The sequence below is a fragment of the Paenibacillus sp. CB74 genome, assembly GCF_055687625.1.
Window position 1 is genome coordinate 1,280,967 of record NZ_CM146009.1, and the last position, 12,459, is coordinate 1,293,425.

Below are 12,459 nucleotides of genomic sequence, written 5' to 3' on the forward strand. Positions count from 1 at the left end.
ACTAGCCGGCCGGGCCAACCGGTTCGGCTTAAGGCATGCCATGGCATATCTGTGGTAATGAATATCAACGAATTAGTAATTAGAGGGAGTGAACATATACATGACAAATGGCACGCATGATACAGATATGGTCAAAAAAGATCGCGCCGTCTTGGTGAGTCTTGTTACGGATGATGTAAAACGCACAGGTATCAATCCTGAGTACTCTTTAGAGGAATTGGTAAAGCTTGCCGAGACAGCTGGAGTGGAAGTGCTAAGTGTACTTTCTCAGAACAGGGAAAAACGGGATACCAAATGGTTCATTGGTAAAGGTAAGGTAGAAGAGCTTCGTGCAATTGCAGAGGAACTCGGAGCAACTACAGCTATTTTTGATCAGGAATTGTCAGGAGCACAGGTTCGCAATCTGGAAGAGACTCTGGATCTCAAAATTATTGATCGTACCCAGTTGATTTTGGACATTTTTGCACAGCGTGCCAACACGAGAGAAGGTATCATTCAAGTGGAGTTGGCTCAACATAGCTACTTGTTGCCACGTTTGTCGGGTCATGGCAAGAATCTGTCCAGACTCGGTGGAGGCATCGGAACAAGAGGGCCGGGGGAAAGCAAACTAGAGACAGACCGTCGTCACATCCGTGGCCGCATTGACGATCTGAAGCGTCATCTGGAAGAATTGACACGTCATCGCAAGTTGCACCGTGAACGCCGGAAGAAGACAGGTATTGTTCAAGTGGCCCTTGTTGGTTATACCAACGCTGGCAAATCAACCTTGCTCAAGCAGTTGACTGCGGCAGATGTGTATATTCAAGATCAGCTATTTGCTACTCTGGACCCAACTTCACGCACGATGGAACTTCCAAGTGGTAAAGAAATCGTACTTACCGACACCGTTGGATTTATTCAAAATCTCCCGCATGATCTGATTGCGGCTTTCCGGGCAACACTGGAAGAAGTGAATGAAGCAGATCTCATCCTGCATGTTGTGGATGCCTCATCAGCTATGCGTGAAGATCAGATGAGAACGGTTAACACGATTCTGCAAGAACTTGGTGCAGGGGATAAGCCGCAGTTAGTCCTGTATAACAAAAAAGATGCGTGCACACCAGAGCAGCTTGAGATGCTTCCACTGGATAAAGATCATATTAAAGTAAGCGCATTAGATTCAGAGGATCTGCTTAAAATCCGTGAATTGATTCAGAACGAACTGACAGGTGACACGAAACGCTTCCGTATTCCGGCAGAACGTGGGGATCTTACGTCGGTACTCTACAAAATTGGTGATGTAGTGGATACCAGCTTTGAAGAGAATGATGTTATTTATGAAGTGGAATTGCAAAAAGGTGAATATGAGAAATTTGGTTATATGCTCGAAAATTTTATTGAATCGTAATACTCATGACATATTGATGTGATAAGTTACACGATAATGACTATTCAACGTCAGATTCGTGCTATGAAGGGGAATGAAGTAAGATGGTAAGCTTTGATTCAGAAATATCTGAACTTCAGCAACAAGTGGAGCGTCAGATTGAAGGACAACTTCAACAGATTGATCGGATCACAGATCACAATCAATGGAAAGTGATTAACGCTTTCCAACAGCGAAAAGTAAGTGATTTTCATTTTGCAGGTTCAACAGGTTATGCGTATAACGACCGTGGGCGTGAAGTACTTGATGAAGTATATGCTGATGTGTTCGGCGCGGAAGCCGCGTTGGTACGTCCTCATTTTGCTTCAGGTACACATACGATTAGTACAGCTCTCTTTGGCGTATTGCGCCCAGGTGACGAATTATTGTACATCACGGGTAAGCCTTATGACACATTGCATAAAGTGATTGGCAAACCCGGTGATGGTACAGGTTCGTTACGCGATTTTGGTATCGGCTACCGTGAGACGGCTTTAACTGCTGAAGGTGGCGTGGACTGGGCAGCAGTTGAGAAAAGCATTACGCCGGCTACAAAAGTCATTGGGATTCAACGTTCACGTGGTTATGATTGGCGCTCATCCTTCTGTGTTGCTGAGATTGCCGAGATGGTTACACGTGTTAAAGAGCTTAAGGAGGATGTCATCGTATTCGTGGATAATTGTTACGGTGAATTCACGGAGGAACGTGAACCGACAGAAGTTGGAGTTGATCTGATGGCCGGATCACTTATTAAGAATCCTGGTGGAGGTATTGCGGAAACCGGTGGATACATATGTGGGAAGGAACAGTACGTACAGTTGGCAGCTTATCGCCTGACAGCCCCGGGAATTGGGGGAGAGGTTGGAGCAATGCTGGGAACAACACGTGGCATCTACCAAGGACTTTACATGGCACCGACAATCGTAGGACAAGCTATTAAAGGTAGTACGTTTGCTGCTGCGATGTTTGCTGAATCGGGATTTGTAACCAAGCCCGCTTGGAATGAAGCTCGTACAGATCTGATTCAGGCTGTTCAGTTCAGTTCTGCTGAGCATTTAATTGCCTTCGTGCAGGGGATTCAGCGTGCAGCAGCTGTAGATAGTCATGTGGTTCCTGAACCGTGGGATATGCCTGGTTATGAACATCCTGTCATTATGGCGGCAGGTACGTTCATTCAGGGCGGAAGTCTGGAATTATCAGCCGACGCGCCTATTCGGGAGCCGTATATTGGGTATATGCAGGGCGGATTAACGTACTCTCATGTCAAATATGGCGTTTTGATGGCATTACAGACCATGAAAGATCGTAAATTATTGTGAGTTTATCTAACACGTCATTGACACTTGGTAACAACTAAATGTACAATAGGGTGAAGAATAGATGACTGGAAGGTTGATGAACATGGGTGATGAAATTCGCAGAAATATGGCCTTATTCCCAATTGGTATTGTAATGAAACTTACGGATCTGTCTGCACGTCAGATTCGTTATTATGAGCAGCACAGCTTGATCGTTCCTGCGAGAACGTCAGGTAATCAGCGGTTATTCTCTTTTAATGACGTAGAGAGATTGCTAGAGATCAAGGCTTTGATTGAAAAAGGAGTTAACATCGCAGGGATCAAACAAGTGATGAATCCTGTTTCGAAAGAATCCGAGGAAGCTACAGTTATCACGCCAGATACAGAAGTTAAACGCAGAGAACTGTCCGATACGCAGTTGCATCGCTTGCTGAAGCAGCAGCTTGTGTCAGGTAAGAGACCTGGACAAGTATCTCTCATTCAGGGAGAGCTTTCCCGATTCTTTAATAAAAAGTAAGTTCGCATAACTTGGCGAGTGAGAGGAAATCATGCACTTATGGTGTAAGAATCCTTGACCCGTGGAACTTTCTAATGTACAAATATAACAGGCAAGCCAAATACGCAGATAAGAAAGGGAGAGGTTATAGTGAGCTATACAAAAGAAGACATTCTCCGCATTTCGAAAGAAGAAAACGTACGATTCATTCGATTGCAATTTACCGATTTGCTTGGAGCTATCAAAAACGTTGAGATTCCTGTGAGCCAGTTGACTAAGGCTCTGGATAACAAAATGATGTTCGATGGATCTTCCATTGAAGGTTATGTACGTATTGAAGAGTCCGACATGTACCTCTATCCAGATCTAGATTCTTGGCTTATTTTCCCATGGGTAGCAGAGAACCGTGTTGCACGCCTGATCTGTGACGTATACCTTCCAGATGGTAACCCGTTCCCAGGAGACCCACGTGGTATCTTGAAACGAAACCTGAAGGAAGCCCAAGATATGGGATTCACTTCCTTCAACGTCGGTCCTGAACCTGAGTTCTTCTTGTTCAAAACAGACGAAAAAGGAAACCCGACCAACGAGCTGAATGACCAAGGTGGATATTTCGACTTGGCACCTACGGATCTTGGTGAAAACTGTCGCCGGGACATCGTTATCACCCTTGAAGAAATGGGCTTTGAGATCGAAGCTTCCCACCATGAGGTAGCTCCAGGTCAGCATGAGATCGACTTCAAATATGCTGATGCGCTGAAAGCGGCTGACCAGATCCAAACGTTCAAACTCGTTGTTAAAACGATTGCACGTCAGCATGGTTTACATGCTACATTCATGCCTAAACCGCTGTTTGGTATGAACGGTTCCGGTATGCACTGCAACCAATCCTTGTTCAAAGGCAATGAGAACGCATTCGTTGACGAGTCGGACGAGCTTGGTTTAAGCAAAACTGCACGTCACTTCATGGCCGGAACTTTGAAGCATGCACGTGCGTTTGCAGCAATTACCAATCCAACTGTGAACTCATACAAACGTCTTGTACCAGGTTATGAAGCACCTTGTTACGTAGCATGGTCTGCGAGTAACCGTAGCCCAATGATCCGTATTCCAGCTTCCCGTGGTTTGAGCACACGTGTTGAGGTTCGTAACCCGGATCCGGCTGCTAACCCTTATCTGGCTTTGGCTGTACTGTTGAAAGCAGGCCTGGACGGAATCAAACGTGAGCTTTCCTTACCAGCTCCAATTGACCGTAACATCTACATCATGTCAGAAGAAGAGCGTGTGGAAGAAGGCATTCCAAGCTTGCCAGCTGACCTGAAAGAAGCACTGAATGAATTGATCCGCAGCGAAGTTATCTGTGATGCTCTCGGCGACCACGCCTTGGCTCACTTCTATGAGCTGAAAGAAATTGAGTGGGATATGTATAGAACACAAGTCCACCAATGGGAACGCGATCAATATATCACTTTGTACTAATAGCTCAATCCCTTGGCGCTCTAGCGCTGAGGGGTTTTTCTTTTTGTGGGTAAATCCCTAAATATTTAAAGAAAAATCAAAGTGCCCCCAAAATGCCCCCAAAATATTTTTCTACTCAAAAATTTCTTCAGTAACGAACCTCAAAATATTCCATTGAATTTTGTTTCCTGACCATGAGTAAAAAAACTTCGTTCAAACTTTGAAAATGATAAAATATGATGCATAGCTATTTCGAGAATTTGATTTAATAAAGCTCTTTTCAATCTGAATAAGCAATAATGACTCAATGAAACATCCTCTTAAGCTATAATTCAACAATTAAAAGAGCATTATCTCTGGAAAACATAAAATAAATTTATCGCTGTACTCATCCTTGTCTACAAAGTATAAAAAATGGCCCCCCCATTAATATAGCGGGGAGCCATTGAATATCTACTAAAATATTATTTAGCTGGTTTTTGTGAATTGAATTGTATAAGGCTCGTTATAGTTGTTGATACCGTTGTCCATAATTCTGAAGTAAACCTTCTCACCAGGTTTAGCATTCCAACTAATCGCCTCAGGGTATCCCCGTCCATTCCAGTTATCCATTTGAATGGACAGGATCGCACCGCTTGCATTCATTTTAATAACACCCATAACAATGTCGAAGTTAGCTGGTGGAGTGGCTATAACAGAATATGTGATTTCGGATGTACCGTTTGTGTTGTCGACTACATAAAAATCATTGTCGCTCATGCTATCTAAATACTGTGTTGCGCTAAATCCAGAAGACTGGTTTACACTTGAGTACATCACTTCTGCTGTCTCAAATGAATCAGCCCAACCAGTTTTAGCGAATGCAGAGCTGGAACCGAATGCTAATAGACAAGCAGTTGCCATAACAGAAATAGAGAATTTTCTTAATCTTTTCATATTCAAACCTCCCAAATATACTAGAACCAATAGAGTAAGATTCTGTTTTAAGTTGTTATTTGAAATTAAAGATATCGAGTAGAGTTCAAATAATTAGGTTGGCCAACCATGGTTAAATATACCATATAAGATTACTATTTGTAAATAATTAGTTGTAAAATGTTGGATTTATGGATATTCTTTTGAAATGCTAATTTTGACTAATTGATAGAAATGATTTATTTAGCATGCCTTTTATCGAACTAATAGGTTTGGGTGATAATAAGATAAATATACATATAAGACATTAAGATATGAAAAATGATTTCCTCCCGGTAGTCTTATGTAGGTTCGGGTACCTATCTAGTATTTGATTATAGAGGAGTAGTAGAAGCGTAGCGCACACTATCCATTAAGAACATGGAAAAGAGAAAATTTCGTGATACATTCGAGTAAAAGATTCAAAAATAGGCCGGCTTCTTTGTTTACTATGCAAACAAAACCAACACAAAACCACAAGTCATTGAATTAGAGAAATTACTTCTCCACGTCCGCAGAGTTATCGGCAATTAGGACATATGATCTCTATGTTGACATTGCGTCAGATCTACAAGGCTACATCCATCTCTTTAGATCTCAGTACATATAATCTTCTGGAGAAATAAAGATGAATTCTAATAATACCCAATAATTCGCTATAGTCAATGGACACTTACATTAAAAAAAGGGTAGCTTTCTTAATATCTTGAAAAGGCCTGCCAAATTTCAGAAATTTTCAAATTAATGTTTCAATATTATGTTGATAGTTTCATATAGAAGAGGTATACTTTAATTGAATTTCGAGCAATTTAATTTTAAATAATTAATTGGAGATGTTAATATGGATCAGGCAAAACAATTGGTGACAGAACAACGTACATTTTTTTATACAGGACAAACTAAAAATATCGAGTATCGGATTAATGCACTTCAACAGCTTAGAAAAGGAATCGAAAAGTATCAGCAACGGATTCAAGATGCACTTCGGGCGGATCTGAACAAATCCGAGGCCGAAGCTTACGGTTCCGAGATTCGCATTGTTCTGGGTGAATTGGATTTTGCATTAGAACATCTGGAGGAATGGGCTGCGCCAAAACAAGTCCCAACCAATTCAGCTATGCCGGATGGGGTGAGCACCATTTACCCTGAACCATACGGAGTGGCTCTTATTATCGCACCTTGGAACTATCCTTTCCAACTGGCGTTTGGTCCACTGATTGGAGCAATTGCAGCCGGTAACTGTGCAGTTATCAAGCCTTCTGAATTAACACCAGCCGTATCTCGTCTGACGTATGATCTTATTCAGGAGATCTTCCCTCAGGAGTATATTGCCGTTATGGAAGGGGAAGTCGAAGCCAGCACAGCATTGTTGAAAGAGAAGTTTGATTATATTTTCTTCACAGGCAGTACGGGTGTTGGTCGCATTGTTATGAAGGCAGCTGCGGAGCACCTGACTCCTGTAACTCTTGAATTAGGTGGTAAGAGTCCTGCTATTGTCCATAGTGACGCAGATCTGAAGCTGGTGGCTCAGCGTATTGTTCGTGGTAAGTTCCTGAATGCAGGGCAAACATGTGTTGCTCCGGATTACTTGCTTGTGCATGAACAAGTTCATGACGAATTAATTAATCTGATTGGCGCAGAGGTCAAAGATAAATTTGGGGATGATGTGTTACAGAATGCTGATTTCCCACATATTGTCAACGCGCGTAACTTTGATCGGTTGTCGAAATTTCTTACAGATGGCAAAACGCTGATAGGTGGACGGTCTGTGCGTGAGCAGTTGCTGATTGAGCCGACTGTACTTGGAGATGTGAACTGGGATTCACCTGTCATGCAAGAAGAGATCTTTGGTCCGATTCTTCCCGTATTTAGGTACAGCGACCTGAATCCCGTGCTGGATGAGATTGTTCGCCGGCCAAAACCATTGGCACTATATCTCTTCACACAGGATGAGCAACTACAGGATCAGGTGCTGAATCAAGTTTCCTTCGGTGGGGGATGTATTAATGACACGCTTTCTCATATGACTTCGCATTATCTTCCGTTTGGTGGTGTAGGAGAGAGTGGTATGGGCTCATATCACGGACAACAGAGCTTTGATGTGTTCTCGCATCACAAGAGTGTTCTGAAACGCAGCGAATAATTATCCGATAAAACAATATAAACATAAAAAGAGGTTGGCCTGTTCATCAGGGCAACCTCTTTTTGTATTTCAGTGTATTGCATCTAGTTTTGTTACTCAGGTTAGATATTAATGAATATCTCGGAAAAGGCCAATGACTTTACCCAGAATACTAACGTGTTTCAAACGTAAAGGCTCGAAAGTCGCATTCTCCGGTTGAAGGCGAATATGATCTTTCTCTTTATAGAACGTTTTCACTGTAGCTTCATCGTCTTCAGTCATTGCCACTACGATATCACCGTTATCAGCAGTTTGCTGTTGACGGACAATAACGTAATCTCCGTTAACGATTCCTGCTTCCACCATACTATCTCCGACTACCGAAAGCATAAACACTTTCTGTTCACCTACATAATGTGTAGGAAGAGGGAAGTAGTCTTCAATGTTCTCGGTTGCAGTAATTGGAACCCCGGCTGTAACCTTACCAACGACAGGAATACGTGCAACGCTATGAGCAAATTGATGAGAATGCTCAGATTCTTCCTGGCTCAAAAGCTCAATGGCTCTTGGCTTGGTAGGGTCGCGTCGGATCAAACCTTTTTTCTCCAGGCGATCCAAATGTCCATGTACTGTTGAGCTGGAAGCCAGTCCAACAGCTTCACCAATTTCCCGTACGGAAGGAGGATACCCCTTCAACCGGACTTCATTTCGTATAAATTCCAGAATTGCCTGCTGCCTGCTGGATATCTTCGACATACCGTATCAACCCCATTTTAGTAACGTTTGGGAAAATTATAACATAGAACCTCCGTTCGTACAAACATAAGTTCTAAATAAAATGGCATATAATCAGTGTTTTTTAACTTATAGAACCGAATTTATCCAAAAGTCAGAGCAGAATACTGCAAATGCTTCGCAGAAGGGTTTGAATTAAGATATTTCTCCTTCAAAAAACAAGCGAACAATTGTTCTAAAAATCTATTGAACAAAACAAGTGTTCGTGTTATATTGATTTCAACAGATAGGAACAAACGTTTGGAGGCGGGTATTTAATGAGATATTCAACTTATCAAAGTATTTATGAACCGATGAATTCGGAACTGGTGAAGTCTAACATAGGGAACTACAAGAAGGTTTTAGCGCGTTTCAAGATTTCTTCATGGATATTAAAGGTAGCCATCACTTCTTTGATTATATTTATTGGATGTAGCACTGTATTAACGGTATTTGCTGGCAATGAGAATGATGTTCTGCCTGGAGGAAAGATAGCCGTTTCACAAGGGGAAACATTATGGAGTATTTCTTTGGAACATAAACCGACTAATATGGATACACGTATATATATAGAAGCAATTAAGAAAGTGAATCAACTTCAAGCGACTTCGATCCAAGTGGGACAAGTACTAACTCTACCGCAATTCGCAGAATAAATGCACATCAATGAGAGTTAACGCGTGTCAGCTTGACAAGCAGCCTTTATCATGGCAAAGTTAATATGACTTTGTATTTTTGGAGGGGACAAGCTTGGATATAGATAGTCTGGTAGCACGTATTAACGAATTGGCTCGTAAGCAAAAGTCCACTGGATTGTCGGAGGAAGAACTTGCTGAACGTGCCGAGCTAAGAGAGATTTATTTGAGTAATATTCGCAGCAATTTCAGACAACAACTGGATACCATTGAGATTGTTGATGATGAGAATGACAAAGGCCACCAAGGCAAACTCAAACACTAACGAAACCTAATGATATCATTATGATATTTAGGTTTCTTCCTGTTATTCTGAGTATGCAATTTATAGGGGGAAATGTTGGTTTACAGTTATGTAAGCCGATACAAAGACACATAAGGGGGATTCTCATGTCGCGTTCGTTCGAGAGAACGGTTAAGAAAAATTCCAAGCAGTTAAATCAGCAACGCAAAAAAAGTGGTCAGCCAATCACAGGTACACCAGGTGAAGAAGTCTTTAAGGGACGTAGCCTTTTGTTCCCTATATTTTTGATCGGTCTCGCCTTTTTGTATCTGTTTATGAGCACGTTCCTTGTGCAAGCTCCGATGACAACCTGGGACTGGGTGACGATGCTGCTTTACGTATTTTTGGCAGTCATCTTCATGCTTCGTCGTCCATACATCAAGATCAGCAGTAATCGGATTATAACAACAAAGGGTAATCGTGAACGTTCAATCGGGGTTGAAGATATTGTCAAATTCAGAATTGAACCAGGCACAGTTGTTATCGAACATAAAAGTCGCGGGAAAAGATGGGTGTTCACCAAGTTATTGAACCGTTACGATACAGATGCGATTGCAGAACGTTTGCTGAAGTTTGCAAAAGCACACCAGATCACCGTGGAAACGATCGATAAGTAATTATTGCATAAAGGGGTAGATGATCGGAATGGCGTTAAAAGCGATTTTGTTCGACCTGGATGATACTTTATTGTGGGATGAGCGCAGTGTTCGAGAAGCATTTCGTGAGACTTGTCTAATTGCAGCACAAGAGACTGGGGTCAAACCGGAGGAACTTGAAGAAGCTGTTCGTAACGAGGCACGTGCACTGTATGAATCTTATGAGACCTTTCCTTTTACCAAAATGATTGGAATCAATCCGTTTGAAGGCCTTTGGGCCAACTTTACTGGTGGGGATCAAGCTGAGTTCCGTCAGTTGGAACAACTTGCTCCAGCTTACCGTAAAGAATCCTGGCGTCGTGGCTTGTTGAAGTTGGGTATAGATCGGGAAGATCTTGCTGAACAACTGGCCGCGCAGTTTGGAGTAGAACGTAGATCCAGACCTCATGTGTACGAAGAAACGATGGATACTTTGCGTCAATTACAAGGGAAATACAAACTTTTGCTGTTAACGAACGGTTGTCCTGCTTTGCAACAAGAGAAGTTGGATGGTGTACCTGAATTGACTCCTTTCTTTGATGAGATTGTTATCTCGGGTAACTTTGGAAAAGGAAAACCAGATCCGTCCATATTCGAGCATGCTTTGAGTAAACTGGGTGTTAAACCCGAAGAGAGCATGATGGTTGGGGACAAGTTGACGACGGATATTCGTGGTGCTCTATCAGCAGGCATCCAAGCCGTATGGATTAACCGTGAGCATAAGAACAACAATGAAACGTATGCGCCTGACCATGAAATTACGCATTTATCCGAATTAGATCAACTTATTGCTAAGTTCTGAGCAAATCAGCCATAACATCTTTCCTCAGCACTCTGAAACATTGGAAGCTTCAATGAACGATGATATCGTTCTTGAAGTTACCAATGTTTTTTTAATTTGAGTAAATTAACTAAGTTACCTTGTTAAATGAGATTTCCATTTATTTTGCTAAAAGTTATTGAAATTAGGGGGGAGCTGGATTAAAATATAACTAACATACTAGTATGACTAGTATTTAGATTATTCTGAGCAATTTCTTTTGACTTAATTCATTTGAATTCATTTGAATGGAAGCGAGGGTTGTTGCTAATTATTTTTTATTTGTTGTAAGCGCTTTATACACTTCGAAGACCTTCTTTCGATTTGGAGATCACACCAATTATTAAGTGCTAATACATGATGTGAAGCACCTTGGATTGAGTGATTTTACATAAAACATCAAAATGATATCGCTTCCATTGGACTGTACTCTATTTCGTGGTGGGGGTGAAATTGAAGGATTGGTTGTTTTCTACCAAAGAAGCGATGGGAATTGCTCGTGAAATAGTTTATATCTATCAAGTCCTGGATTGGAGTGAAAACACATGGAGTCGGAAACCGCTAAAACAACGTTAACCATGACATCTTTACGTAAAGAAAGCAGATTACGAACGGCAGCAACTTTGTTCCGCAAAGACTGGCAGTTGTATTCACTATTAATCCTTCCCATCATCTATCTCCTTATTTTTAAATATGGGCCGATGATCGGAAATGTGATTGCGTTCAGACGCTTTGTTCCGGGAGGAAGTATATTTGGAGAAACGTGGGTTGGGTTAAGATACTTCAAAATGTTCATTGAGGACCCTACCTTTTGGAGAGTATTTGGTAACACGCTGATGTTGGGCGGACTCGCGTTGCTCTTTACATTCCCGGTTCCAATCATTTTTGCCTTGATGCTTAACGAAGTGAAGAGTAAACGATTCAAAAAGTTTGTTCAAACCGCGTCCTATCTGCCTCATTTTCTGTCCATCGTTATCGTGGCGGGTATGATCCTGCAGCTGACAGCAGTGAATGGTTCCATTAATGGACTGGTAGCTTTCTTCACTGGAGACAATATTCCTTTTATGCAGCGGGCGGAGTGGTTCCGAACAATCTATATCACTTCTGAGGTATGGCAGGGTATGGGTTGGGGAGCGATTCTGTATCTGGCTGCACTGACAACCATAGATGATTCTTTGTATGAAGCTGCGCGTATCGATGGTGCCAATCGGTGGAAGCAAACGATTCATGTAACGATACCAGGGATTTTGCCAACGATTGTGACATTATTGATTTTGAACATGGGTAATTTCCTTGCTGTTGGATTCGAAAAAATCTTACTCTTGTACAATCCGCTAATCTACGAGACATCTGATGTCATCTCGACTTACCTGTATCGGGTCGGACTGGAATCCAGTAACTTCAGTTATGCTACCGCAATTGGCTTGTTCGAATCGCTGATCGGTCTGATTCTGGTGTTCTCCGTAAATGCGATCTCACGCAGACTGACACAAAGAAGCTTATGGTAAAGGAGGAGCAT

12 protein-coding genes are annotated in these 12,459 nt (G+C 41.9%); 10 read left to right on the forward strand and 2 right to left on the reverse strand.

Annotated elements, in window-relative coordinates:
- The first annotated feature begins 100 nt into the window (after positions 1-100).
- The 4 genes from hflX (at position 101) to glnA (ending at position 4,678) form a co-directional block, all read left to right on the forward strand.
- On the forward strand, positions 101-1,387 hold the full coding sequence (gene hflX / locus ACX9NY_RS05885) for a GTPase HflX (RefSeq protein ID WP_339234679.1): 1,287 nt from the start codon (positions 101-103) through the stop codon (positions 1,385-1,387).
- 83 nt (positions 1,388-1,470) lie between these two features.
- Positions 1,471-2,724 carry a methionine gamma-lyase family protein gene (locus ACX9NY_RS05890; protein ID WP_472477549.1) on the forward strand — a complete coding sequence of 418 codons (1,254 nt, stop codon included), beginning with the start codon at positions 1,471-1,473 and terminating at the stop codon, positions 2,722-2,724.
- A gap of 82 nt (positions 2,725-2,806) precedes the next feature.
- Positions 2,807-3,220, forward strand: a complete 414-nt coding sequence (locus ACX9NY_RS05895) for a MerR family transcriptional regulator (RefSeq protein WP_056689944.1) — start codon at positions 2,807-2,809, stop codon at positions 3,218-3,220.
- Between the two features lie 129 nt (positions 3,221-3,349).
- The gene (gene glnA / locus ACX9NY_RS05900) at positions 3,350-4,678 is read left to right on the forward strand and encodes a type I glutamate--ammonia ligase (protein ID WP_091029299.1); all 1,329 of its coding nucleotides are present in this window, start codon (positions 3,350-3,352) and stop codon (positions 4,676-4,678) included.
- A gap of 447 nt (positions 4,679-5,125) precedes the next feature.
- Here the strand turns inward: glnA and ACX9NY_RS05905 are convergent, their stop codons facing one another.
- Positions 5,126-5,593 (reverse strand): hypothetical protein, encoded by a 468-nt coding sequence (locus ACX9NY_RS05905; protein ID WP_339255872.1) that lies wholly within the window; start codon positions 5,591-5,593, stop codon positions 5,126-5,128.
- 859 nt (positions 5,594-6,452) lie between these two features.
- On the opposite strand from ACX9NY_RS05905, the gene ACX9NY_RS05910 reads away from it, so the two are divergent.
- A complete protein-coding gene (locus ACX9NY_RS05910; RefSeq protein ID WP_472477552.1) occupies positions 6,453-7,754 on the forward strand; it encodes an aldehyde dehydrogenase in 1,302 nt (433 codons plus the stop codon).
- A gap of 108 nt (positions 7,755-7,862) precedes the next feature.
- On the opposite strand, the gene lexA is transcribed toward ACX9NY_RS05910, so the two are convergent.
- Complete coding sequence (lexA, locus tag ACX9NY_RS05915; RefSeq protein ID WP_017688034.1) at positions 7,863-8,489, reverse strand: transcriptional repressor LexA; 627 nt, start codon at positions 8,487-8,489, stop codon at positions 7,863-7,865.
- A gap of 296 nt (positions 8,490-8,785) precedes the next feature.
- Here lexA and ACX9NY_RS05920 point away from each other — a divergent pair, with 296 nt between their 5' ends.
- From ACX9NY_RS05920 to ACX9NY_RS05940, 5 genes are all read left to right on the forward strand, one after another.
- Positions 8,786-9,163 carry a LysM peptidoglycan-binding domain-containing protein gene (locus tag ACX9NY_RS05920; protein WP_339234545.1) on the forward strand — a complete coding sequence of 126 codons (378 nt, stop codon included), beginning with the start codon at positions 8,786-8,788 and terminating at the stop codon, positions 9,161-9,163.
- Between the two features lie 94 nt (positions 9,164-9,257).
- On the forward strand, positions 9,258-9,467 hold the full coding sequence (locus ACX9NY_RS05925; RefSeq protein ID WP_017688036.1) for a DUF896 domain-containing protein: 210 nt from the start codon (positions 9,258-9,260) through the stop codon (positions 9,465-9,467).
- Positions 9,468-9,592: 125 nt separating this feature from the next.
- The gene (locus ACX9NY_RS05930; RefSeq protein WP_339234540.1) at positions 9,593-10,102 is read left to right on the forward strand and encodes a hypothetical protein; all 510 of its coding nucleotides are present in this window, start codon (positions 9,593-9,595) and stop codon (positions 10,100-10,102) included.
- A gap of 28 nt (positions 10,103-10,130) precedes the next feature.
- Positions 10,131-10,922 (forward strand): HAD family hydrolase, encoded by a 792-nt coding sequence (locus ACX9NY_RS05935; protein WP_472477555.1) that lies wholly within the window; start codon positions 10,131-10,133, stop codon positions 10,920-10,922.
- A 596-nt stretch (positions 10,923-11,518) separates the two neighbouring features.
- Complete coding sequence (locus ACX9NY_RS05940; protein WP_371129062.1) at positions 11,519-12,448, forward strand: ABC transporter permease; 930 nt, start codon at positions 11,519-11,521, stop codon at positions 12,446-12,448.
- Positions 12,449-12,459: the final 11 nt, after the last annotated feature.